Source organism: Nonomuraea sp. AD125B (genome assembly GCF_041402765.1).
Taxonomy (GTDB): domain Bacteria; phylum Actinomycetota; class Actinomycetes; order Streptosporangiales; family Streptosporangiaceae; genus Nonomuraea; species Nonomuraea bangladeshensis.
Genome location: NZ_JBGLOU010000009.1, coordinates 97612 through 119267 on the forward strand (window position 1 = coordinate 97612; position 21656 = coordinate 119267).

The 21656-nt window shown below is 73.3% G+C and carries 27 protein-coding genes; 9 read left to right on the forward strand and 18 right to left on the reverse strand.

Going from position 1 to position 21656, the window contains the following annotated elements:
- Positions 1-13: 13 nt before the first annotated feature.
- From ACBR40_RS24100 to ACBR40_RS24125, 6 genes are all read right to left on the reverse strand, one after another.
- A complete protein-coding gene (locus tag ACBR40_RS24100) occupies positions 14-445 on the reverse strand; it encodes a DUF2752 domain-containing protein (RefSeq protein ID WP_371250213.1) in 432 nt (143 codons plus the stop codon).
- Between the two features lie 44 nt (positions 446-489).
- Positions 490-1038: a CD225/dispanin family protein gene (locus ACBR40_RS24105; protein ID WP_344214967.1), complete on the reverse strand. Its 549-nt coding sequence runs from the start codon at positions 1036-1038 to the stop codon at positions 490-492.
- A 137-nt stretch (positions 1039-1175) separates the two neighbouring features.
- Positions 1176-1778: a DUF4190 domain-containing protein gene (locus ACBR40_RS24110; protein ID WP_344214965.1), complete on the reverse strand. Its 603-nt coding sequence runs from the start codon at positions 1776-1778 to the stop codon at positions 1176-1178.
- A 105-nt stretch (positions 1779-1883) separates the two neighbouring features.
- Positions 1884-2465, reverse strand: a complete 582-nt coding sequence (locus ACBR40_RS24115; protein ID WP_371250216.1) for a Trp biosynthesis-associated membrane protein — start codon at positions 2463-2465, stop codon at positions 1884-1886.
- Positions 2466-2469: 4 nt separating this feature from the next.
- Positions 2470-2814: a phosphoribosyl-AMP cyclohydrolase gene (gene hisI / locus ACBR40_RS24120; protein WP_364445460.1), complete on the reverse strand. Its 345-nt coding sequence runs from the start codon at positions 2812-2814 to the stop codon at positions 2470-2472.
- Positions 2815-2853: 39 nt separating this feature from the next.
- Positions 2854-3216, reverse strand: a complete 363-nt coding sequence (locus ACBR40_RS24125) for an STAS domain-containing protein (RefSeq protein ID WP_344214958.1) — start codon at positions 3214-3216, stop codon at positions 2854-2856.
- 151 nt (positions 3217-3367) lie between these two features.
- Here ACBR40_RS24125 and ACBR40_RS24130 point away from each other — a divergent pair, with 151 nt between their 5' ends.
- Complete coding sequence (locus ACBR40_RS24130) at positions 3368-3757, forward strand: ATP-binding protein (protein ID WP_364445462.1); 390 nt, start codon at positions 3368-3370, stop codon at positions 3755-3757.
- Here ACBR40_RS24130 and ACBR40_RS24135 read toward each other — a convergent pair whose 3' ends face one another.
- Positions 3758-5539, reverse strand: coding sequence for an ABC transporter ATP-binding protein (locus ACBR40_RS24135; protein WP_371250219.1), 1782 nt, complete (start codon positions 5537-5539; stop codon positions 3758-3760).
- Entirely contained in the window at positions 5536-7374 is a 1839-nt protein-coding gene (locus ACBR40_RS24140; RefSeq protein WP_371250378.1) for an ABC transporter ATP-binding protein, read from the reverse strand. Before ACBR40_RS24140 ends, ACBR40_RS24135 begins: the two co-directional genes overlap by 4 nt.
- Positions 7375-7491: 117 nt before the next feature.
- On the opposite strand from ACBR40_RS24140, the gene ACBR40_RS24145 reads away from it, so the two are divergent.
- The 3 genes from ACBR40_RS24145 to ACBR40_RS24155 all read left to right on the forward strand — a co-directional run bounded on the left by ACBR40_RS24145 (position 7492) and on the right by ACBR40_RS24155 (position 9880).
- Entirely contained in the window at positions 7492-8121 is a 630-nt protein-coding gene (locus ACBR40_RS24145; RefSeq protein WP_329580324.1) for a TIGR03085 family metal-binding protein, read from the forward strand.
- Positions 8122-8295: 174 nt separating this feature from the next.
- Complete coding sequence (locus ACBR40_RS24150) at positions 8296-8457, forward strand: hypothetical protein (RefSeq protein WP_020543816.1); 162 nt, start codon at positions 8296-8298, stop codon at positions 8455-8457.
- 61 nt (positions 8458-8518) lie between these two features.
- Positions 8519-9880, forward strand: a complete 1362-nt coding sequence (locus tag ACBR40_RS24155) for a glutamine synthetase family protein (protein WP_371250222.1) — start codon at positions 8519-8521, stop codon at positions 9878-9880.
- A gap of 18 nt (positions 9881-9898) precedes the next feature.
- On the opposite strand, the gene hisF is transcribed toward ACBR40_RS24155, so the two are convergent.
- The 9 genes from hisF to hisD are packed head-to-tail and all read right to left on the reverse strand — an operon-like array spanning position 9899 to position 16023.
- Positions 9899-10660: an imidazole glycerol phosphate synthase subunit HisF gene (gene hisF / locus ACBR40_RS24160; RefSeq protein WP_344214947.1), complete on the reverse strand. Its 762-nt coding sequence runs from the start codon at positions 10658-10660 to the stop codon at positions 9899-9901.
- The gene (locus ACBR40_RS24165) at positions 10657-11067 is read right to left on the reverse strand and encodes a Rid family hydrolase (RefSeq protein WP_344214945.1); all 411 of its coding nucleotides are present in this window, start codon (positions 11065-11067) and stop codon (positions 10657-10659) included. Before ACBR40_RS24165 ends, hisF begins: the two co-directional genes overlap by 4 nt.
- 20 nt (positions 11068-11087) lie before the next feature.
- Positions 11088-11810, reverse strand: a complete 723-nt coding sequence (priA, locus tag ACBR40_RS24170) for a bifunctional 1-(5-phosphoribosyl)-5-((5-phosphoribosylamino)methylideneamino)imidazole-4-carboxamide isomerase/phosphoribosylanthranilate isomerase PriA (RefSeq protein WP_371250224.1) — start codon at positions 11808-11810, stop codon at positions 11088-11090.
- 4 nt (positions 11811-11814) lie between these two features.
- A complete protein-coding gene (locus ACBR40_RS24175) occupies positions 11815-12144 on the reverse strand; it encodes a hypothetical protein (protein ID WP_344214941.1) in 330 nt (109 codons plus the stop codon).
- Positions 12145-12172: 28 nt separating this feature from the next.
- Positions 12173-12808 (reverse strand): imidazole glycerol phosphate synthase subunit HisH, encoded by a 636-nt coding sequence (gene hisH, locus ACBR40_RS24180; protein WP_344214939.1) that lies wholly within the window; start codon positions 12806-12808, stop codon positions 12173-12175.
- Positions 12805-12960, reverse strand: a complete 156-nt coding sequence (locus ACBR40_RS24185; RefSeq protein WP_177240453.1) for a hypothetical protein — start codon at positions 12958-12960, stop codon at positions 12805-12807. The genes hisH and ACBR40_RS24185 overlap by 4 nt, the downstream gene beginning before the upstream one ends.
- A complete protein-coding gene (gene hisB, locus ACBR40_RS24190) occupies positions 12957-13550 on the reverse strand; it encodes an imidazoleglycerol-phosphate dehydratase HisB (protein ID WP_020543824.1) in 594 nt (197 codons plus the stop codon). Before hisB ends, ACBR40_RS24185 begins: the two co-directional genes overlap by 4 nt.
- Positions 13547-14644 (reverse strand): histidinol-phosphate transaminase, encoded by a 1098-nt coding sequence (locus ACBR40_RS24195; protein WP_344214936.1) that lies wholly within the window; start codon positions 14642-14644, stop codon positions 13547-13549. Before ACBR40_RS24195 ends, hisB begins: the two co-directional genes overlap by 4 nt.
- Complete coding sequence (gene hisD / locus ACBR40_RS24200) at positions 14641-16023, reverse strand: histidinol dehydrogenase (protein ID WP_371250227.1); 1383 nt, start codon at positions 16021-16023, stop codon at positions 14641-14643. The genes ACBR40_RS24195 and hisD overlap by 4 nt, the downstream gene beginning before the upstream one ends.
- Before the next feature lie 407 nt (positions 16024-16430).
- On the opposite strand from hisD, the gene ACBR40_RS24205 reads away from it, so the two are divergent.
- From ACBR40_RS24205 to ACBR40_RS24215, 3 genes are all read left to right on the forward strand, one after another.
- Complete coding sequence (locus tag ACBR40_RS24205) at positions 16431-16643, forward strand: hypothetical protein (protein WP_344214932.1); 213 nt, start codon at positions 16431-16433, stop codon at positions 16641-16643.
- Between the two features lie 30 nt (positions 16644-16673).
- A complete protein-coding gene (gene ligD / locus ACBR40_RS24210; RefSeq protein ID WP_344214930.1) occupies positions 16674-17678 on the forward strand; it encodes a non-homologous end-joining DNA ligase in 1005 nt (334 codons plus the stop codon).
- A 109-nt stretch (positions 17679-17787) separates the two neighbouring features.
- Positions 17788-19224: a serine protease gene (locus ACBR40_RS24215; RefSeq protein ID WP_371250230.1), complete on the forward strand. Its 1437-nt coding sequence runs from the start codon at positions 17788-17790 to the stop codon at positions 19222-19224.
- Here the strand turns inward: ACBR40_RS24215 and ACBR40_RS24220 are convergent.
- The gene (locus ACBR40_RS24220) at positions 19215-20339 is read right to left on the reverse strand and encodes an MFS transporter (protein ID WP_371250232.1); all 1125 of its coding nucleotides are present in this window, start codon (positions 20337-20339) and stop codon (positions 19215-19217) included. The two genes, ACBR40_RS24215 and ACBR40_RS24220, sit on opposite strands and share 10 nt — an antisense overlap.
- 55 nt (positions 20340-20394) lie before the next feature.
- Between ACBR40_RS24220 and ACBR40_RS24225 the strand changes: the two genes are divergently transcribed.
- Together ACBR40_RS24225 and ybaK are read left to right on the forward strand one after the other, a co-directional pair.
- Complete coding sequence (locus ACBR40_RS24225; RefSeq protein ID WP_371250234.1) at positions 20395-21135, forward strand: helix-turn-helix transcriptional regulator; 741 nt, start codon at positions 20395-20397, stop codon at positions 21133-21135.
- Between the two features lie 59 nt (positions 21136-21194).
- Positions 21195-21653: a Cys-tRNA(Pro) deacylase gene (ybaK, locus tag ACBR40_RS24230; protein WP_371250379.1), complete on the forward strand. Its 459-nt coding sequence runs from the start codon at positions 21195-21197 to the stop codon at positions 21651-21653.
- Positions 21654-21656: the final 3 nt, after the last annotated feature.

The following is a 21656-nucleotide window of genomic DNA, read 5'->3' on the forward strand; positions in this document are numbered from 1 at the left end:
GTCTCCACGTGCCCTAGGGGGCGAGGAACGCACCGAAAGGCAGGTTCCGGACGATCCAGTAGACCACGACGACCGCCAGGAAGGCCCATAGCCACGCCGGGTGAGCGAGTGTCGTCCTGCGTGGCCGGCCCTGCGCGGCCCGGACCACCCACCTGCCCCACCAGAACAGCAGGAACGGGATCATCGCCACCATGAGCGGGTTGAGCCCGAGCGCCGCGACCGGGTCGAGGTGCGCCAGCGCGTGGATGGACCTCAGCGTGCCGCAGCCCGGGCAGTAGAGGCCGGTCAGCCACAGGAAGGGGCAGGTCGGGTAGTGGCCGGGCTCGTTGGGGTCCACCGCGCCGACGAGCGCGAACACCGCCCCCGCCCCGGCCGCGACCCCGAGCGGCGCGAGCAGGTCCTTGATCCGGCCCGTGCCGCGCCGCCCGGTCGTCGCGAGATTCATGCTTCCAGTATCCGTCTTCCGGTATCCGTCTTCGTGTCCGGCCGTCAGTACGACGTGGACGGCATGCTCGCCGCGAGCAGGACGAACACCACGACGTAGAAGAGGACGAGGAGTCCCCAGCCGATGGCGCCGAAGATGATCGAGCGCTTCCACCAGGTCTTGGCCTCCTCGCTCGCCTGCACCGCGCCCTGGTAGTCGCCGACCTGCCACTTCTGGTTGACCTGCGACGACTTCACGATGGACACGATGCCGAGGGGCAGGCAGCAGAACAGCGTGGTGAGGATGGCGGGGACGAGGTGGTTGTCCGGCGGCTGCTGGCCGCCGTAGCCACCGCCGCCGGGGGGCTGCTGACCGTAGCCGCCGTAACCGCCGCCGCTCGGCGGCTGCTGGCCGTAACCGCCGTAGCCACCGCCGCTCGGCGGCTGCTCGCCGTAGCCGCCGCCGCTCGGGGGCTGCTGGCCGTAGCCGCCGTAACCGCCGCCGCTCGGGGGCTGCTGGCCGTAGCCGCCGCCACCGCTCGGCGGCTGCTGGCCGTAACCCCCGCCGGGCGGCTGCGAGCCGTAGCCGCCGTCGCCCTGGTTTCCGTACGTCATGGGTTTTACCTCTCAAGTGGTGCGAGTGCGCGGCAGCCTAGCGAGAAACCCCGCCCCACGTGGACTTATATCCGCATCGCGGACAATTCGTGATCCGACCGCAAGCGCATGGTCATCGTGCGGCTACTGGCCCGTGGCTAATAGCCGTAGGAAGTCGACGCGGCGGCGCCGAACCCGATGATCGACAGGATCATGCCGCCGAACCAGATCAGCAGCAGGGCGTTGATCACGACCATGATGTACGACGTCACCAGGCCGGCCACCGCCATGCCCTGGCCCTCCTCGCCGGAGCGCTTGATGCGGGCGAGCGCGATGTGGCCGAGGATCACCCCGACGATGCTGGTCAGCCCGCAGCTGATCAGGCCCACGATGCCGAGGACGAGCGAGGCGATGGCCATGCCGTTGGTGGGGCGCTGCGGGGGCGGGGGCGCGCCGTACTGGTTGTAGCCGTAGGCGCCGCTCGGGGGCATCTGGCCGTAGGCGTACTGCTGCTGACCGTATCCCGCGCCGCTCGGCGGCTGCTCGCCGTAGCCGCCGCCGCTCGGCGGCTGCTGACCGTAACCGCCGTAGCCGCCGCCGCTGGGCGGCTGCTGGCCGTAGCCGCCGCCCCCGCTCTGCGGCTGCTGGCCGTAGCCCCCGTAGCCCGGCTGGCCGTATCCCGGCTGGCCCTGGCCCGGCTGGCCGTAGCCGCCGCCTGGCGGTTGGGCGCCGTAGCCGCCGCCCTGGTCCCCGTAGCTCATCCCCTGACTCCTCGTGTCGTGGCCCGTTGCACCGGCAGCTTATTGAGGAAACGGCGGACGGGCGGACAGAGGTTCAGAACAGTGCTGATTTCGTCATCCCCGGCGTCAGCGGGGATCGGTCGGGTCGTCCCCCCGGTCGAGGGCGTCCCACAGGGCCTTGTCGCCGTCGGCGGGGGCCGGGCCGCGCCGCTCGTAGCGGGCCGACATGCCGGCCCACCTGCCGCCGCGTACGATCGCCAGCACCCCTCCCCCGGCCAGCAGCAGCGCGCCGGCCCCGGCCACCGCCGGCCACACCGCCACGAAGTGCCACGTGAGGCCGGTCGCGCCGTGCAGGGTGTTGTGGGCGGCGAGCCAGTCGGTCACCCCGGAACCGTCGAGCGCCGTCCACGTCCCGGCGCCCGCTCCGGCGCCGCACAGGGCGAGCAGGCCGCCGACGACGCGGCGGCCGGCGCCCTTGGTGGCCAGCACGGCGACCACGCCGGCCAGCCCGGCCAGCGCGAGGGGCGTCAGCACCGGGCTGAGGTCGCCGCCGGTCGGCGTCTCCGCCCCGGTCTGGGCGACGCTCACCCAGATGCGGCCGGCGGCCAGCAGCACCAGCAGGCAGCCGAGAACGGTGACCGCCAGCCAGGCCCACAGCTCCCGCCCGCGCGTGGCCGCCCGCGGCCGGACGTCGTTGTCCGTCGACATCGGCCTAGCCGAGCACGTCGGCGTCGAAGCAGGTGCGCTCGCCGGTGTGGCAGGCAGCGCCCACCTGGTCGACCCGGACGAGCAGGGTGTCGCCGTCGCAGTCGAGCGCCACCGACTTGACGTGCTGGACGTGGCCGGAGGTGTCGCCCTTCACCCAGAACTCCTGGCGGCTGCGCGACCAGTAGGTGGCCCGGCCGGTGGTCAGGGTGCGGTGCAGCGCCTCGTCGTTCATCCAGGCCAGCATCAGCACCTCGCCGGTGTCGTACTGCTGCGCGATGGCGGGGACGAGGCCCTCGGGGTTGCGCTTCAGCCGGGCGGCGATCTCCGGATCCAGGGACATGCGTTCCATTCAACCAGCCCGGCGGCACGCCCCCGCCACCGCCGTCGCTCAGGCGAGGGCCTGGGAGAGCGTGTCGTAGATGGGGAACAGCGGCGCGAGGTTGGTCCTGCGCAGCCGCCGCAGCACCTGGCCGTCGGGGGCGACGAGCGCCATCGAGCCGTCGCGCTCGCGCAGCGCGGCGAGCTGGCGCACGAGGACGCCGAGCCCCGTCGTGTCGATGAACGTCAGCGCGCTCAGATCGACGACCAGGCGCGGTCCCGGGACCTTCGCGGCCTCGGCGGCCGCCTCGTCCAGGCAGGCGCGCACCCGCGTGGCGTTGTCCACGTCGACCTCCCCGGCCAGGCTCACCACCACGAGCTCGCCGTGGCGGCGCCGCGTCATCTCCAGCACGCCGGCGCTCACGTCGTTCATGACCCCTCCCCTGGGCGGTCCCCCGCCGGAAAGGTACACCGCCCAGGGAGGCGTCACCGTGGGTTTTGCAGAGAATGCGCTACGTGATGACGAGCCGCCGGGTATTTTCGTGGCCGGCTCGTGCTAGGGGAGGGGACGTCCCGGGTGGGTGATGTGTAGGCAGGCGCTGCGCGTGGTCTTCGCGCGCGGGCACATCGCGTCCCTGCGCAGGACGGTCGCCGAGCACGCCGCCCGCGAGGGGCTGGCCGGGCCGCGGCTGGAGGACTTCGTGCTGGCGGTCAACGAGATCACCACGAACGCCGTGGTGCACGGCGGCGGGTGCGGCACGCTGCGGCTCTGGTCGCACGCCGGGCGGCTGTGGTGCGAGGTCTCCGACGAGGGCCCCGGGCTGCCGCCGGGCTGGACGGCCGCCCGGCCCCCGCCCACCGGCCTGGAGAGCGGCGGGCGGGGGCTGTGGCTGATGCGGACGCTGTGCGACCAGGTCATGATCGTCTCCGGGCCCCGGGGCACGACCGTGACGTTCGCGGCGGGGCCCGGCTGATCAGGAGCGGGCGGCCGAGACCCAGGAGGCGTGCAGGTCGGCGTACACCCCGGGCTGCCCCACCAGCTCGGCGTGCGGGCCGCGCTGCACCAGCCGCCCGGCGTCGAAGACCAGCACCTCGTCGGCGTTCTCCGCGGTCGACAGGCGGTGGGCGATCGAGACGGCGGTGCGCCCGCGCGTGACGCCCTCCAGGGCGCGGGCCAGGCGCACCTCGGTGGCCGGGTCCACGGCCGAGGTGGCCTCGTCCAGCAGCAGCAGGTCGGGGTCGGCGAGGTAGGCGCGGGCCAGGGCGACGAGCTGACGCTCGCCGGCCGACAGCGACTCGCCGCGCTGGCCGACGGGCGTGTCGAGGCCCGCGGGCAGGCCCTCCAGCCAGTCGGCGAGGCCCAGCTCGGTCAGCGCCAGCGCGATCTCCTCGCGGGTCGCCGACGGCTTGCCGTAGCGGATGTTCTGCTCCAGCGTGCCGTCGAACAGGAAGCCGTCCTGCGGGACCATGACGATGCGCTCGCGCAGCGAGGAAAAACGCACGTCGCGCAGGTCGTGGCCGTCCACGGTGACGCGGCCCGCGACCGGGTCCATGAGCCGGGTCAGCAGCTTGGCGAACGTGGTCTTGCCCGAGCCGGTCTCCCCCACGATCGCCACCCGCGAGCGGGGCGGGATCCGCACCGAGACCTCGCGCAGCACGGGCGCGCCGCCGGGGTAGGCGAAGTCGACGTCCTCGAAGGCGACGGAGATGGGGCCGCGGGGCAGCTCGACGCCCTTGGGGCCGGGGTCTGCCACGTCGGGCGGGGTGTCGAGGACGCCGAGGATGCGCCGCCAGCCGGCGACCGCGTTCTGGGCCTCGTTGAGCACCTCGGTGGCGGTCTGGAGCGGCGAGACGAAGAGCGTGACGAGGAACAGGAAGGCCACGAGCCGGCCCTGCGAGATGTCGCCGGACAGGCCGAGCCGCACGCCGAGCAGGACGATCCCGGCGATCGCGAGGGCGGCCACGATCTCGGTCAGCGGGAAGACGAAGCCGACGATGGTCTGCGCCCTGGTCTGGGCGGCGCGGTTGGCGTTGACGGCCTTGTCCACGCGCTCGGCCGTGCGGCGCTCGGCGGCGTAGGCGCGGATGACGGCGGCGCCGACGACGGACTCGCTGACCGCGGCCAGCATGTCGCCGGTCCGCTCACGCACCACCGTGTACGCCCGCGACAGCAGCCGCTGGAAGCGCGGCAGGGCGATCATCAGCGGGATGAAGCAGGCCCACACCAGCAGCGTGAGCTGCCAGGAGTAGACGAGCATGAGCGCGGTGGCCACGAGGAGCTGTCCCAGCGACACGATGATCATCAGCCCGCCCCACTGCATGAAGGAGCTGATCTGGTCGATGTCGTTGGTGACGCGCGAGACCAGGGCGCCGCGGCGCTCGGAGTTCTGGGTGAGCACCGACAGGTCGTGCACGTGCCGGAAGCCGCGCACGCGCAGGGTGGCCAGCGACGACTCGGTGGCCTTGTAGAGGCGGACGTTCATGACGTACGCGGCCAGCGCCGTCAGCACCACGGCGGCGGCGCACACCATCACGGCCCAGGTGATGTACGCGACGTCCGGCCTGCCGGACTTGAGCCCCTGGTCGATCGTCTGCTGGACGGCGATCGGCACGATGATCTTGCCGGCCGTGGCGACGACGGCGAGGGCCAGCGTGACCCCGAGCCCCTTGCGGAACTCGGGCGTGAGCGACAGCCCCTGCCGGACGGTGGCCAGCGCGGAGCGTTCGGCGTTGCCGTGGATGCCCTGGACCGTCATGCGCTGACCTCTTCTTCCTCGCCGGCGATCTCTTTCTCGATCTCTTCCTCCAGCTCCTCCCCGGTGACGCCCGCGACCTCGATGGCGGCGCGCTCGGCCTCCTCACGCTCGTAGGCCGTCACCAGGTTGCGGTAGCCCGCGCAGCGCTCGATGAGCTCCTCGTGCGGGCCGTGGTCCACGACCCGGCCGTGGTCGAGGTAGACGACCTCGTCGGCGAGCGCGATTGTGGCCATGCGGTAGGCGACGACCACGACGGTGGAGGACTCGGCGGCGTCCCGCAGGCCGTACAGGATCTTGGCCTCGACCTGGGGGTCGACGCTGCTGGTGGCGTCGTCGAGGACGAGCAGGCGGGGGCGGCGGACGATCGCGCGGGCCAGCGCGACGCGCTGGCGCTGGCCGCCGGACAGGGACGCGCCCCGCTCGCCGACCCGGGTGTCCAGGCCCTCGGGCAGCCGGGCCACGAAGCCGTCGGCCTGGGCCAGCCGGAGCGCGGCCCACACGTCCTCGTCGGGGGTGTCCAGGTTGAGCGCGACGTTGCCGCGTACGGTGTCGTCGAACAGGAACGTCTGCTGGGGCACCAGGGCCGCCGAGGAGGCGACCGCGCCGTAGGCCAGCTCGCGCAGGTCGGCGCCGTCGAGCAGGACCGCGCCCCGGTCGGGGTCGACGAGCCTGACCAGCAGCTGCACCAGCGTGGACTTGCCCGCGCCGGTCGGCCCGACGATCGCGACGGTACGCCCGGCGGGCACCTCGAAGGCGACGTCGTGCAGCACCTCGGCCTCGCCGTAGGCGTAGGAGACGCCGCGCACCTCCAGGGCGGCGGGCCCGGCCTCCGGCGCGGCGGCCTCGCGCGTGCCGTAGTCCATGGAGCCGGTGGCGTCCAGCACGGCCTGCACCCGCTGCCAGCCGACGACGCTGCGCGGCAGCTCGGCCAGCACCCAGCCGAGCGCCCTGATCGGGAAGGCCAGCAGCGTGAACAGGTAGGCGACCTGCACCAGGTCGCCTGAGCCGATCGCGCCGCCGGACAGCCGCAGCGCGCCGACGGCGAGGACCGCGAGCACGCCCAGCGTGGGCAGCGCCTCCAGCATCGGGTCGAACAGGCCGCGCACCCGCCCCACGGCGATGTTGGCGTCGCGCAGCTCGTGGGCGCGGCGCCGGAAACGCTCGGTCTCCAGGTCCTCCCTGCCGAGGGTCTTGACGACGAGCGCGCCGTCGAAGCTCTCGTGCGCGATCTCGCTGACCTCGGCGCGCAGCTGCTGGGCGCGGGTGGCCAGCGGGCTGAGCCTGCGCTGGTAGACGAGGTTGAGCACGGCGATGGCCGGGAAGATCAGGAAGCCGACCAGGGCCAGCACGAGATCGGTGAACACCATCGCCACGGCCGCGGTGACCAGCATGACGATCACGCCGACGGCCATGGGCAGCGGCGCGAGCGGGGCCCAGGCGGCCTCGGCGTCGGCGCTGGCGTTCGACAGGAGCTGGCCGGTCGGGTGCCGGTGGTGCCAGGACAGCGGCAGCCGGAGGTACTGCTTGGTGACGTCCCTGCGGGACCTGGCCTGCATGCGGTACTGCATGACGCCGGCCAGGATGCGCCGCCCGGCCACGCCCAGCGCCTTGAGCAGCGCGGTGCCCAGGATGAGGCCCGCGCCGGCCCACAGCGCGCCCGCGCCGACCCGGCCCTCGGCGAAGGCGGGCAGCACCACGTTCTCGGTGGCCCAGCCGAGCGCCCACGCGGAGGCGACGGTCATGCCCCCGTAGACCGCGCTGGCCAGCACGGCGAGGGCGAAAACGGCCTTCTCGGTACGGACGGCCACCCCAAGGACCCGCAGTCCCTGACGCATGACGGCCGAGGTGACCTTGCTCGCCACCGGTTGGCCTCCCTGTATTCAACGGTATTTACACGCAAGTCACTACATCACCCCTGATCCTGCTGTTATTCCCGTGGGTAGGGTGGGCACGTGACGTATGCCCGCGACGAGCGCAACGCGCTGTGTGACCTGCTCGACCGGGTCGGCCCCGACGCGCCGACCCTGTGCACGGGCTGGACCAGCTACGACCTGGCCGCCCACCTGGCGGTCCGCGAGCGCCGCCCGGACGCGATGCCCGGCATCGCGGTCAAGGCGCTGTCCGGCTACACCGCCTCCGTCATGGACGCCATGAAGGCCAGACATCCCTATCCCGAGCTGGTCGGCATCGTCCGGCGGCCCGGCGGCGTCTACGGCCTGGCCCGCTTCCTCGACGAGACCGTCAACACGATCGAGCTGTTCGTCCACCACGAGGACGTGCGCCGCGCCCAGCCCGCCTGGGAGCCCCGCGACCTGCCCGCCGGCCTCGACCGCCTCCTGTGGCAGCGGGTCTCGGCCGGCGCCCGGCTCATGCTGCGCCGCTCGCCGGTCGGCGTCGTGCTGCACCGCCTCGGCGGCGGCGTGGCGCTCGGCGGCCCCCGGCAGGGCCCGCGGGTCGAGGTCACCGGCACCGCATCCGAGCTGCTGCTGTTCTGCTTCGGCCGCCAGGAGCACGCCCGGGTCGAGCTCACGGGCGACCCCGAGGCGGTCGCCAGGGTGCGCTCGGCGACCCTGGGGATCTAGCCGCCGGTCAAGCAGAAGTCCCGGTCCCGTAGGGGCTCGCATGAGCATTCGAGCCCGTACCATGGCAGAGGAAAGAAGCCCCCCGGTTATGATCATGAACATCTTCGCCGTGGATGCCAGTGATCGCCCAGATCCGGGTATATACGGCTGGGAATGGACTGCAGGAGGCCCCCCATGCAGGTCAAGAAGGTGATCACCTACGTGGCTATCGCGTTCGTGGTCTTCTACCTGTTCACCCGGCCGGCCCAAGCCGCCGACGCGGTGAACGGTGTGATCAACGGAATCTTCCAAGGAGCCGATCAGTTGGCCGTGTTCTTCTCGCAGGTTCTGACGTAACCCGCCCTTCTGTCTGCGGCGGGTGCTTCCCCGCGGTGCCCGATCGTGTTACGCAGGCAGGATGAGAGATCGCCCCAGCGGCAACAGGACCAGCCAGCTCGACCCCCACGCGCGGCGCATCCTCGAACGGGCCGAGCTGGAGGGCGTCGAGCTGATCCGCTTCTTGTACGCCGACCACGGTGGCGTGATCCGTGGCAAGGCGGCGTCCAGGTCGCGGCTGGCCGAACGCCTCGGCACGGGCATCGGGCACACGGTGGCCATGATGGCGATGAACATGCTCGACCAGCTCCAGGACGTCGAGCAGCTGGGCCCGGTGGGCGAGGTCCGCATCGTCCCCGACCCGGCCACCTACGTCCCGCTGCCGCATGCCCCAGGCGCGGCCGCCATGCTGTCGGACCTTCGCCGGCCCGACGGCTCACCCTGGGAGGCGTGCCCGCGGACGTTCCTCAAGGACGCGATCGCCGAGCTCGCCACCGAGGGTTACACGCTGGTCGCGGCGTTCGAGCCGGAGTTCACGCTCGGACGCCGGCTGCCCGACCCCGGGGGCGGCCCCGACCGGCTGGTCCCGCTCGACGACTCGCTGTGCTACGCCAACACCGGGTTCGACACGGCCCACGACTACGCCGTCAAGCTCGTCCGGACGCTGGAGACGCAGGGCCTGCGCGTCGAGCACTACCACCCGGAGCTCGGGCCCGGCCAGCAGGAGCTGTCCGTCCGGCACGCGCCCGCGCTGCGGGCCGCCGACAACCACGTGCTGTTCCGCGAGAGCGCGCGCGGCGTGGCCATGCGGATGCAGATGTGGGCCACGCTGGCGCCCAAGCCGCTGGCCGACCAGGCGGGCAACGGCGCCCACCTGCACCTGTCGCTGTGGGACGACAAGGTCAACGTCTTCGGCCAGGACAACGACGTGCGCCGCGCCTTCATCGGCGGGCTCATCGCCCACCTGCCCGCCCTCACCGCGCTCACCTGCGGCAGCGTCAACAGCTTCCGCCGGCTGGCGCCGCGCACGTGGGCGAGCGCGTACGCGGTCCACGGGCCGGACAACCGCGAGGCCGCGGTCCGCGTGTGCTCCGCGCTCGGCGAGAGCGGCGAGCCCAACCTGGAGCTGAAGCCGTCGGACTCCTCGGCCAACCCCTACCTGTCGCTGGGCGCGGTCATCCACGCCGGCCTCGACGGCATCCGGCGCGGGCTCGACCCCGGCGAGCCGGTCGGCGTCGACCCGGACACGCTGCCGGGCCGCTATCCCCGCCTGCCGTCCTCGCTCGGCGAGGCGCTCGACGCGCTGGAGGCCGACGAGGTGCTGATGGAGGCGCTCGGGCCGCTGCGGCGCAGCGCGTACGTGGCGGTCAAGCGGTCGGAGGCGGCCGCGTTCGCCGCCCACGACGTCGCCTACGAGCTGTACCACCACGTGCGCGCCTTCTGACGCGCACGCGGTGGCCCCTCAGCGGACCGGGTGGCCCGCCATCCGCAGCGTGTCCTTGACCTCGGAGATCTTCAGCGTGCCGAAGTGGAAGACCGACGCCGCGAGCACGGCGTCGGCGCCCGCCGCCACCGCCGGCGGGAAGTCCTCCAGCCGGCCGGCCCCGCCGCTGGCGATCACCGGCACCCGGACGGCGGCGCGCACCGCCCGCAGCATCTCCAGGTCGTAGCCGTCGAGCGTGCCGTCGCCGTCCATCGAGTTGAGCAGGATCTCGCCCACGCCCAGCTCCTCGCCGCGCGCCGCCCACTCCACCGCGTCGATGCCGGTGCCGCGCCGCCCGCCGTGGGTGGTCACCTCGAACCCGCTCGGGGTGCCGGGCGCCCGCCGGGCGTCCACCGACAGCACGACGCACTGGGCGCCGAACCGCCGTGACGCCTCGGTCAGCAGCTCCGGCCGGGCGATGGCGGCGGTGTTGAGCGACACCTTGTCGGCGCCGGCCCGCAGCAGCCGGTCGACGTCCTCGACCGAGCGCACCCCGCCGCCGACGGTGAGCGGGATGAACACCTGTTCGGCGGTCCTGCGCACCACGTCGAGCATGGTCTCCCGCTCGCCGGACGAGGCGGTGATGTCGAGGAAGGTCAGCTCGTCGGCGCCCTCCTCGTCATAGCGCCGGGCCAGTTCGACGGGATCGCCCGCGTCGCGCAGGTTCTCGAAGTTGACGCCCTTGACCACGCGCCCGGCGTCGACGTCGAGACAGGGGATCACTCGTACGGCTACGGTCATGCTCGCAGTGCCTCTATTTCGATCTCGACCAGCATTCTCGGGTCGACCAGTCCGGCCACCCGTACTCCTGTGCAGGCGGGCCGCACCTTGCCGAAGGCCTCGCCGATGGCCTGGCCGACGACGTCGAAGTGACGCTGCTCGACCACGTAGTAGCGGACCATGACGACGTCCTCGCGGGTGAGCCCGCCCATCAGGACGGCTTCCAGCGCGATGTCGATCGCGGTCAGCGCCTGCGCGTGGGCGTCGCCGACGTGCCGGACCTCTCCCTCGACCGTGGCCGTGCACCCGGACACGATCACCCGCTCCCCGGCGACCACGGCGCGGGCGTAGCCGTACTTCTCCTCCCAGATGCCTCCGGAGAAGATCCTCGGACCGGTGTTCTGCATGCCGTCGCTGCTGACGCTCATTCCGTCCCCTCCCGGCGGAGCTACACGCGTACCGCGGCAAGCGCGTTCTCGAGTGTGAACGCGTGAGCGTAGAGGGCCTTGCCCACTATGGCGCCCTCCACTCCGTCGGGAACGAGAGAAGCCAGTGCGAGCAGGTCATCGAGGCTGGAGACGCCGCCACTGGCGATGACCGGTTTGTCGGTCCGTGCGCAGATTTGGCGGTAAAGGTCGAGGTTGGGGCCTTGGAGCATGCCGTCCTTGGTGACGTCGGTGACGACGTAGCGGGGGCAGCCGTCGGCCTCCAGCCGGTCGAGCACCTCCCACAGGTCACCGGCGTCCTGGGTCCAGCCGCGCGCGGCCAGCGTCGTGCCCCGCACGTCGAGACCCACCGCGATGCGGTCGCCGTGCTCAGCGATGATCTTGCGGCACCACTCGGGGTTCTCCAGCGCGGCGGTGCCGATGTTGACCCGGCGGCAGCCGGTGGCCAGGGCGGCGGCCAGGGTGGCGTCGTCGCGGATGCCGCCGGACAGCTCCACGTTGACGTCCACCCGGCCGATCAGCTCGGCGATCAGCTCGCGGTTGTCCCCCCGGCCGAACGCCGCGTCGAGGTCCACCACGTGGATCCACTCGGCGCCGGCCTCCTGCCAGGTCAGCGCGGCCTCCAGCGGCGCGCCGTAGCCGGTCTCGGTGCCGGCCTCGCCCTGGCTCAGGCGGACGGCCTGGCCGTCCACGATGTCCACGGCGGGCAGCAGTACGAGCGACATTTCTTCAGGTCCTCCGGTCGAAGGCGAGGGTCACGACAACGGGTACGAGCAGCAGGGACAGGACGAGCACCGCGAAACTGACCGCGGGCGAGCCCCACAGCAGCCAGGCCAGCGCCTGGACCAGCAGGAACGCCGCCCCCACCACCACGTTCTGCGCCCGGTGGCGGCGGGCGATCAGGCCGCCCTGGCGGCGGACGCGCACCGGGCGCGGCACGAGCCGGGCGAAGAAGGCCCGCCGCCGGGCGCCGCGCGCCTGGCGCTCCTCGTTGGCGCGCATGGCGCGGGCCCGCTCGGCCTCACGCTCGGCCCGCCGCCGGGCCCGTTCCTTGCTCACCGCTCTCCCGCCCTGGTCGCGCTCGTGGTCAGTCGAGGGTCTTGAGCCAGTTGCCCAGCAGCGCGGCGCCGGCGTCGCCGGACTTCTCCGGGTGGAACTGGGTGGCCATGAGCGGGCCGTTCTCCACGGCGGCCACGAACGGCACGCCGTGCTCGGCCCAGGTGACGAGCGGCTCGGCGAACCCCTCGCCGGCGTGCAGCTCCCATTCGCGCACGCCGTAGGAGTGCACGAAGTAGAAGCGGGTCTCGGGGTCGAGCCCGGCGAACAGCACGCTCCCGGCGGGCGCCTTGACGGTGTTCCAGCCCATGTGGGGCAGCACGGGGGCGTCCAGCCGCTCGACCGTGCCGGGCCACTCGCCGCAGCCCTCGCTCTCCACGCCGTGCTCGACGCCGCGGGCGAACAGGATCTGCATGCCGACGCAGATGCCCAGCACCGGCCGGCCGCCGGCCAGCCGCCGCCCGACGATCTGCTCGCCGCGCACCGCCCTCAGCCCGGTCATGCACGCGGCGAACGCGCCCACGCCGGGCACCACCAGCCCGTCGGCCTCGACCGCCGCGTCGAAGTCGGCGGTCACGGTCACCTCCGCGCCGGCCCTGGCGAGGGCCCGCTCGGCCGAGCGCAGGTTGCCCGAGCCGTAGTCGAGGACGACGACGTTCTTCTTCACCACCACAACACCCCCGCCGTGACCGCCATGACCGCGCCCACGGCGCAGACGGCGGCTCCGATCTTGAGCCCTTGCTTGAACAGGGAGAACACGCCGCCGGCGAGGAACAGCCCGACGAAGACCAGCACGACGGCGATGGCGTTGCCGGTCACAGCACGCCCTTGGTGCTGGGCACCCCCGTCGCGCGCGGGTCGGGCTCGGACGCCTCGCGCAGCGCCCGCGCCAGCGCCTTGAACTGGGCCTCGACGATGTGGTGGGCGTTGCGCCCGTAGGGGACGTGCACGTGCAGGCAGATCGCGGCCTGGGCGACCAGGGACTCCAGGATGTGGCGGGTCATCGTGGTGTCGTAGTCGTGGCCGATCATCGGCGCCATGCCCTCGGGCTCGGTGTGCACGAGGTAGGGGCGGCCGGACAGGTCGACGGTGACCTGGGCGAGGGACTCGTCCAGGGGGCACGACGCGCTGCCGAACCGCCTGATGCCCGACTTGTCGCCCAGCGCCTCGCGGAACGCGGCGCCCAGCGCGAGCGCGGTGTCCTCGATCGTGTGGTGGGAGTCGATGTGCAGGTCGCCCTCGGTCTTGACCGTCAGGTCGAACAGCCCGTGCTTGCCGAGCTGGGCCAGCATGTGGTCGAAGAAGCCGACCCCGGTGGCGACCTCCACCCGGCCGGTGCCGTCGAGGCCGACCTCCACCAGGACCGAGGTCTCCTTCGTGACGCGCTCGACGCGGCCTACGCGGCTCACAGGACTCCTTCCAGGGCGGCGCGGAAGGCCGCCATCTCCTCGCCGGTGCCGATCGACACCCGCAGCCATTCGGGCGGGCCCACCTCGCGGATGAGCACGCCCCGCTCCAGCAGCCCCTCCCAGACCGCGCGCCGGTCGGGGAAGCGGCCGAACAACACGAAGTTCGCGTCGGAGTCGGCGACCCGCAGCCCCTTGGCGCGCAGCCAGGCCACCGTGTCGTCGCGCTCGCGGCGCAGCGCGTCGACCGTGCCGAGCAGCTCCGCGCGGTGGCGCAGCGCCACCCGCGCCGCCGCCTGGGTGAGCGTCGACAGATGGTACGGCAGCCGCACCAGCAGCAGCGCCTCGATCACCGCCGGGTGCGCGGCGAGGTAGCCGAGACGGGTGCCGGCCATGGCGAACGCCTTGGACATCGTCCGGGTGACGATCAGCCGCGGGTGCTCGGGCAGCAGCGTCAGCGCCGACGGCGTGCCCTCGCGGGCGAACTCGAAGTAGGCCTCGTCCACCACGACCATGCCCGGCGCCGCCTCGACGACGGCCTCGATGACGGGCAGCGGCTGCGCGGTGCCGGTCGGGTTGTTGGGCGAGGTCAGGAAGACGACGTCGGGGCGGTGCTCCTCGATCGCCGCGACCGCCTTGCCGGGGTCGAGGGAGAAGTCGTCCTCGCGGCTGGCCCTGATCCACTCGGTGCTGGTGCCGCCGGTGATGATCGGGTGCATCGAGTAGGAGGGCTCGAACCCGATTGCCGTGCGGCCGTGCCCGCCGAACGCCTGGAGGATCTGCTGGAGCACCTCGTTGGAGCCGTTGGCCGCCCACACCTGCTCGGTGGAGAGCCCGTGGCCGAGGTAGCCGGCGAGGTCGGCGCGCAGGGCGAGCGCGTCGCGGTCGGGGTAGCGGTTGAGCTCGCCCGCCTGGCCGCGCACCTCCTCGGCGAGGTCGGCGACCAGCTCGGGCGAGGGCGGGTAGGGGTTCTCGTTGGTGTTGAGCCGGACCGGGACGTCGATCTGGGGAGCGCCGTAGGGCGACTTGCCCCTGAGGTCGTCGCGGATGGGCAGGTCGGCGAGCGTGACGTCGCCGGGCTTCTGGTCGGGGTTCACTCGGTCGTCTCCGTGGTGGGCACGGCGGTGGGCACGGCGGTGGGCTCTGCGGTGGGCTCTGCGGTGGGCTCTGCGGTGGGCACGCGCCAGTCGAAGCGGGCGCGGACGGCGGCGCCGTGGGCGGGCAGGTCCTCGGCGTCGGCCAGGACCGTGACGTGCGCGGCGGAGCGCGCCAGCGCGTCGCGGGTGTAGTCGACGACGTGGATGCCGCGCAGGAACGACTGCACCGACAGGCCGCTGGAGTGGCAGGCGCAGCCACCCGTGGGCAGCACGTGGTTGGAGCCGGCGAGGTAGTCGCCGAGCGAGACCGGCGCGTACGTGCCCACGAAGATCGCGCCCGCGTTGCGCACCCGCGCCGCCACGGCGGCGGCGTCGGCGGTGTGGATCTCCAGGTGCTCGGCAGCGTAGGCGTCGACGACCTTGAGTCCGTCGTCGAGGTCGCTCACCAGCACGATGCCGGACTGCCGGCCGCTCAAAGCCTCGGCGATGCGCGCCGAGTGGCGGGTGGCCGAGACCTGGCCGGGCAGCTCCTTCTCCACGGCGTCGGCCAGCTCGGGGCTGGTGGTGACGAGCACGGCGGCGGCGATCGTGTCGTGCTCGGCCTGGCTGATCAGGTCGGCGGCGACGTGCACCGGGTCGGCGGTGTCGTCGGCGAGGATCGCGATCTCGGTCGGCCCGGCCTCGGAGTCGATGCCGATGCGGCCCTTCAGCAGGCGCTTGGCGGCGGCGACGTAGATGTTGCCCGGCCCGGTGACCAGGGTGGCCGGGGCGCACTCCTCGGTGCCGTAGGCGAACATGGCCACGGCCTGGGCGCCGCCCACGTTGTAGACCTCCTCGACGCCGAGCAGGGCGCAGGCGGCGAGGATCGTGGGGTGCGGCAGCCCGCCGAACTCCTTCTGGGCCGGGCTGGTGACGGCCAGCGAGGGGACGCCCGCCTCCTGGGCGGGGACGACGTTCATGACCACGCTGGAGGGGTAGACCGCGCGGCCACCGGGGACGTAGAGGCCCACCCGGTCGACCGGGACCCACCGCTCGGTGACCGTGCCGCCGGGCACCACCTGGGTGGTGACGTCGGCGCGCCGCTGGTCGCGGTGGACCAGCCGGGTGCGCCGGATCGACTCCTCCAGCGCCGCGCGCACCCGCGGGTCGAGCTCGGTGAGCGCGCGCTCGACGGCCTCGGCGGGGACGCGGGTGGTGGCGATCTCCACGCCGTCGAACCTGGCGGTCAGCTCCCGTACGGCTGCCACGCCGCGATGGCGCACGTCGTCGCAGATGGGCCGCACCTTCTCCAGGGCGGCCTCGACGTCGAGCTCGGCGCGGGGCAGCACGTCACGCAGGTTCGCCGGGAGGGAACCGCGCATGTCAATACGGGAAATCACCCCCACAGTCTACGGAGTCCGGGCCCCGAATCTCGTTCTGTCCACACTGCGGGACAGGGGGACGGACCAGGGCGTCCGGCGGCGCCGGCTTCCGGTGCGGGGCGTACGACGGCCGCGTGGCGGCATTCATCTGTACCGCCACGCGGCCGTCGCCGCCCCGGACCGGGCCTGCCGGGGCGTTCCGCCGTGGCCGCCACGGGGGCGCGGCCACGACTCCGGAGGAAGTTCGGGTTGTGCCGTGCCCGGGGTGAAGAGCGTTTAACGTCTGAGATCGAACTACTTTCTGCTCTTCAAGCTAACCCCAAGTCATCTTTACCGCTAGAGCGGCCCGTTTCGGGCGAGTCCGGAAACATGACGGTCGCTTTTTTATTACATGTCCATTATGTCCAGTCGCATACCCTTGCCGCATGGGACAGTGGCGCGGGCCGGACGGCATCCTGGTGGAGGCGATCATTCTCGACGACCGCCCCCTCCTCCGCGTCACCCACAACATCGGCGGCCGGACGTACCTGCGCGGCTACTGCCACAACGTCACCGAGCTGCACCGCCACGGCGTCGACCTGGCCGAGCTCGTCGAGGACGGGCCGCTTGACCATCCGGAGACCCCTCGCCACCCTTGACGATCAAGCGGACGGGGTAATGCACGCACCATGGTGCGGCTGCCGGCCTACGCGCCGATGCTGGCCCAGCTCGGCGCCCTGACCTCCGTCCAGGGCGAGGACTGGGCCGTCGAGATGAAATGGGACGGCGTGCGCGCCCTCGCCTACGTCGAGGGCGGCGCCGTCCGGCTGATGTCACGCAACGGCAAGGACATCACCCCCGCCTACCCCGAGCTCCAGCTCATGGCCGGCGCCACCGACCGCCGCGCCGCCGTGATCGACGGCGAGATCGTCGCCTTCGACGAGGCCGGCCGCCCCAGCTTCGGCGCGCTCCAGCCGCGCATGCACCAGCGCAACCCGGTCGCCGTCGCCGAGCTGGCGAGGGCCGTGCCGGTGACGTTCATGGCCTTCGACATCCTGCACCTGGACGAGACGCCCACCGTCGGCCTGCCCTACAGCGAGCGGCGGCGACTCCTCGAGAGCGTGCTCACGCCGGGGTTCCGGTGGCAGGTGCCCGTCTCGTTCCCCGACCACGCCGAGCGCGCGCTCGACTCCTCCCGCCGGCTCGGGCTCGAAGGGGTGGTGTGCAAGCGGCTGAACTCGCCGTACCGGCCGGGCCGGCGCAGCGCCGAATGGACCAAGATCAAGAACGTCAGCGCCGTCGAGGTCGTCATCGGCGGCTGGCGGCCCGGCGGCGGCCGGCGCTCCGGCACGATCGGCTCGCTGCTGCTCGGCGCGCACGACGAACGCGGCCGGCTGCGTTACGTCGGCCACGTCGGCACCGGCTTCACCCAGGCCATGCTCGCCGACCTGCACCAGCGGCTGGCCCCACTGGAGCGGCCCGCGTCGCCGTTCGCCGAGCCCGTGCCGCGCGAGCACGCCCGCGACGCCCGCTGGACCGAGCCCGTCCTGGTCGGCGAGGTCCAGTACGCCGAGGTCACCGGCGACGGGCTGCTGCGCCACCCGTCCTGGCGCGGCCTGCGCCCCGACCGCTCCCCCGCCGACGCGGTCACCTCCGAGCTCCTTCCGCGCCGCGGCGACGCCGCCGCCGGCTGACCCTGGCCGGACCGATCACGACACGACCCCCATGACTACGGTTCGTCCCGATCTCGTGACTTAAAGTGACCGAGAGGATTTGCTCCGTATCGACGCCCAGGGGGACACCGTGGCGAGAACGCTGGTCAGCACACTGGTCACGGCACTGGCCGCGCTGGGCGGCCTTGTCACGACCATCTCACTGGAGAGCCGCGCGGCAACGCGGGCGCTGGGCGGGGCGGAGGCGTCCCCCCTCATGCGCCCCCGCCAGGCCATCCGCTACTGGACGCCCGCCAGGCAGGCCGGAGCAGGCGCCGCCGAGCTGCCCGCCACCCGGCCGCCCCTGGTCCCCGCCTCCGCCCGCCGCCTGCTCAGCGTCCCCGACGACCAGCGCATCACCCCCGGCGGCGACGACAACGGCTACGCCCCCGTCCGCCGGCCGTACACCGGGGCCGCGCGCAGCCGCGTCACCGGCCGGCTGTTCTTCGTCAACGCCGCCGGGCAGGGCGACTCCTGCAGCGCGAGCGTCGTCCGCTCGGCGTCCGGGCTGCTCGTCGTGACGGCCGCCCACTGCGTCTACAGCGTCCCCGAAGGGGCCGAACACGGCCAATGGCACACGAACTTCGCCTTCGTCCCCGCCTACGACGGGCGCGCCACCGGCGAGCGGCAGCGCGAGCCGTACGGACGCTGGGGCGGACGTCGCGCCTGGAAACCCGGCGCCTACACCGGCCTGGCCGGCGGCGACTGGAACTCCGTCTACGACGTCGCCCTCATCGAGGTCGGCCGGCGCGAGCGCACCCTCCAGGACGCCGTCGGCGCCCTCACCCCCCTGCGCAGCCAGGGCGGGCGGCACACCGTCATCTCCACCGGCTACCCCGGCGTCCTCGGCAGGAAGCCCTACGACGGCAGGGACCAGCTCTGGTGCCTGGCCCGCACCCAGCCGGCCCGCGCGCTCGCCGCCGTCAACGCCGCCGTCTCCTCCACCGCCACCGAACTGGTGGGCAAGCTGGAGACGTACAACTGCCACCTGTCCAAAGGCCACAGCGGCGGCCCCTGGGTGGTCCAGGGCACCCGCGACCTCGTCGGCGTGCTGTCGGCCGGCACCGAGGACGGCGAGGCCGACGGCTACTCCGTCGCCAACGCGCTCAACGTCGAGAGCTACGGCGCCATCGTCAGGAAGGCCGACCCGCGCGGCGTCTACGACGCCCTGTCCGTCGCCGCCACCGGCCCCACCGGCCCGGTGCGCCGCGGCCGGACCGCCACCGTCACCGCCACGGTCACCATGCGCGGCCTCCTGGCCGCCGCCCAGGTGCCGGTCACCCTCCGCGTCCCCGACGGCGCCGCGCTCACCGCCGTCACCGGCGCCGCCTGCGCCCGCACCGCCCAGCAGGCCGCCTGCGCGATCGACGCCGTACGCCCCGGCCACCCGGTCCGGCTCACCGCCCGCGTACGCCTCACCGCCGGCGCGCCGCGCCAGGTGCCGGTCACCGCGCACGTCACCGCCACCGCCCTCGACCCCTCGCAGCGCGACAACACCGCCGTGGCCCGCATCCCGGTTCAGGACTGAGGAACCGGCTCCCGCAGCGTTCGCGCCAGCAGCCACGCGAGGACAGGGAACACCACCAGGCAGCCCAGCGCCACCCGCAGCGACGACGCCTCCGCGACCGCGCCCACCAGCGGGCTGGTCAGCCCGCCCACGCTCACCGCGAGCCCGAGGGTCACGCCGCCCGCCGTGCCCACCCGGTTCGGCAGGAGATCCTGGCCCAGCGTGACGTGCAGGGAGAACGGGACGTACAGGGCGATCGAGGAGGCGGCCACGAAGACGTACGCGGCCGGCCCCGGCGCGAGCACCACGCCCGCGACCGCCGGGGCCGCCGCCGCGTACGCCAGCCGCATCGTCCGCACCCGCCCCCAGCGGGACGCCAGCCGCCCGCCCAGCACCGTCCCGGCCGCCCCGCCCGCGAACAGCACGAACAGCGCCACGGCCCCGGCCGCGCCGCCGCCCATGTACAGGGCGACGAACGTGCTCAGGCCCACGTACACCACCGACCGGAACACGATCACCAGCGTCAACCGCGCGAACGACCGCCAGTCGTCCCGCCCGCGCACGGCCCGGGTCCCCTCCCGCCGTGACCCGCCACCGCCGCCCGTCAGCGCCAGCACCGCGGGCAACGTCACCAGCGCACCCGCCAGCGCGGGCACCGCCAGCAGCGGCGACGCCCCCAGCCCCCACCCCGCCAGCAACGGGGTCACCAGCACCGGAGCCGCGGCGAACCCCAGCGTCCCGCCCAGCGAGAACCAGCTCATCCGCACATGGCTGCCCGCGCTCGCGATCCGCGCCAGCCGCGCCGACTCCGGATGGTAGGCCGCCACCCCCAGCCCGGACAGCGCCACCGCCAGGCAGGTCAGGGCGTACGAGCCGGCCACCCCGCCCACCGCCACCCCGGCCCCGGCCGCCACCATGCTCACGGGGATCAGCCACGGCATCCGCCACCGGTCCGTCAGCAGCCCGAACACCGGCTGCACGACCGACGACAACAACGTCGCCGCCAGCACCACCCCCGAGACCGCGACGTAACCGTAGCCGCGCTCGGCCACCAGGAAAGGCACCAGGGCGGGCACCGCGCCCTGGTAGAGATCGACGGCCGCGTGCCCGGCGGCCAGCATGGGGACCCTGTTCACGCCTCCGATCGTCGCCCGCGCCCCCGGTGGCCTGCTTCCGATAAAGTGCCAACTCGTGTCGGAGATCCGCCACCTCGCCGAGGCGCCCACCGGACGGCGCCCGCTCGCGCCCGGCGGCGGCATCGACGCCCACCGCCACGACACCCACCAGATCGTGTACGCCTGCCGCGGCGTCCTGTCCGTCACCACCGGCGCCGGCGTCTGGGTGGCGCCCGCCAACCGCGCGATCTGGGTGCCCGCAGGCACCGTCCACGAGCACCGGGCGCACGGCGACACCGACCTGCGCCTCATCGGACTCACCGGCAACCCGCTCGCCCTCGACCGCCCCGCCGTGCTCGCCGTCGACCCCCTGCTCCGCGAGCTGATCATCGCTTACACCGGCGAGCCTGGCGACCTCGGGGACGGCGAGCGGGGCCGGTTGCTGGGGGTGCTGCTGGACCGGTTGCGGCGGGCGCCCGAGCAGGCGTTCCACCTGCCCGCGCCGGCCGACCCCCGTCTCGCCGCCGTCTGCGCCGCGCTGGAGCGCGACCCCGCCGACCGCAGGACGCTCGGCGAGCTGGCCGCCGGGGCGGGCGCGAGCGAGCGCACCCTGGCCCGGCTGTTCAGGAACGAGCTCGGCATGAGCTTCCCCCAGTGGCGCACCCAGCTCCGCCTGCACCGCGCGCTCCTGCTGCTGGCCGACGGCCTGCCGGTGACCGCGGTCGCGCACCGCTGCGGGTGGGCGTCGGCGAGCGCGTTCATCGACGTGTTCCGGCGCGCCCTGGGGTACACCCCCGGCCGCGCCTTTACATTGTAGATTCGCTACAATCGCTCTTTGTGAGCAAAGCGAAAGGCAAAGGCGGCACGCCGGCGACGATGGCCCTGACCAGGGCTGCCAAGGCCGACTTCACGCTCCACCCGTACGACCACGACCCCTCCGCCCAGGCCTACGGCGAGGAGGCCGCCGACGCGCTCGGCCTCCCGTACGAGCGCATCTTCAAGACCCTCGTCGCCGAGACCGAGAGCGGCCTCGCGGTGGCCGTGGTGCCGGTGGCCGGCAAGCTCGACCTCAAGGCACTCGCCCACGCGCTGGGCGGCAAGCGGGCCGCCATGGCCGACGCGGCCAGGGTCGAGCGGGTGACCGGCTACGTCGTGGGCGGCATCAGCCCGCTCGGCCAGCGCAAGCAGCTCCCGACCGTGGTCGACTCCTCCGCGCTCGACTTCCCGACGATCTACTTCTCCGCCGGCAGGCGCGGCCTCCAGATCGAGACCGCGCCCGACAACCTCATCACGCTCACCCGCGCCGTAACGGCCCCCATAGGCAAGACCGGCTGATCA

Excerpts from the sequence above, each read along its gene's own strand:
- priA (WP_371250224.1), bottom strand. The coding sequence starts at position 11,810 with ATGTCGCTCGTACTGCTGCCCGCCGTGGACATCGTGGACGGCCAGGCC.
- ACBR40_RS24115 (WP_371250216.1), bottom strand. The coding sequence starts at position 2,465 with ATGTCGACGGACAACGACGTCCGGCCGCGGGCGGCCACGCGCGGGCGG.
- ACBR40_RS24125 (WP_344214958.1), bottom strand. The coding sequence starts at position 3,216 with ATGAACGACGTGAGCGCCGGCGTGCTGGAGATGACGCGGCGCCGCCAC.
- ACBR40_RS24205 (WP_344214932.1), top strand. The coding sequence starts at position 16,431 with ATGGGACAGTGGCGCGGGCCGGACGGCATCCTGGTGGAGGCGATCATT.
- ACBR40_RS24155 (WP_371250222.1), top strand. The coding sequence starts at position 8,519 with ATGAGAGATCGCCCCAGCGGCAACAGGACCAGCCAGCTCGACCCCCAC.
- hisF (WP_344214947.1), bottom strand. The coding sequence starts at position 10,660 with ATGACCGTAGCCGTACGAGTGATCCCCTGTCTCGACGTCGACGCCGGG.
- ACBR40_RS24130 (WP_364445462.1), top strand. The coding sequence starts at position 3,368 with ATGTGTAGGCAGGCGCTGCGCGTGGTCTTCGCGCGCGGGCACATCGCG.
- ACBR40_RS24110 (WP_344214965.1), bottom strand. The coding sequence starts at position 1,778 with ATGAGCTACGGGGACCAGGGCGGCGGCTACGGCGCCCAACCGCCAGGC.
- ligD (WP_344214930.1), top strand. The coding sequence starts at position 16,674 with ATGGTGCGGCTGCCGGCCTACGCGCCGATGCTGGCCCAGCTCGGCGCC.
- ybaK (WP_371250379.1), top strand. The coding sequence starts at position 21,195 with ATGGCCCTGACCAGGGCTGCCAAGGCCGACTTCACGCTCCACCCGTAC.
- ACBR40_RS24140 (WP_371250378.1), bottom strand. The coding sequence starts at position 7,374 with ATGCGTCAGGGACTGCGGGTCCTTGGGGTGGCCGTCCGTACCGAGAAG.
- ACBR40_RS24135 (WP_371250219.1), bottom strand. The coding sequence starts at position 5,539 with ATGACGGTCCAGGGCATCCACGGCAACGCCGAACGCTCCGCGCTGGCC.
- ACBR40_RS24165 (WP_344214945.1), bottom strand. The coding sequence starts at position 11,067 with ATGAGCGTCAGCAGCGACGGCATGCAGAACACCGGTCCGAGGATCTTC.
- ACBR40_RS24150 (WP_020543816.1), top strand. The coding sequence starts at position 8,296 with ATGCAGGTCAAGAAGGTGATCACCTACGTGGCTATCGCGTTCGTGGTC.
- hisI (WP_364445460.1), bottom strand. The coding sequence starts at position 2,814 with ATGGAACGCATGTCCCTGGATCCGGAGATCGCCGCCCGGCTGAAGCGC.
- ACBR40_RS24105 (WP_344214967.1), bottom strand. The coding sequence starts at position 1,038 with ATGACGTACGGAAACCAGGGCGACGGCGGCTACGGCTCGCAGCCGCCC.
- ACBR40_RS24100 (WP_371250213.1), bottom strand. The coding sequence starts at position 445 with ATGAATCTCGCGACGACCGGGCGGCGCGGCACGGGCCGGATCAAGGAC.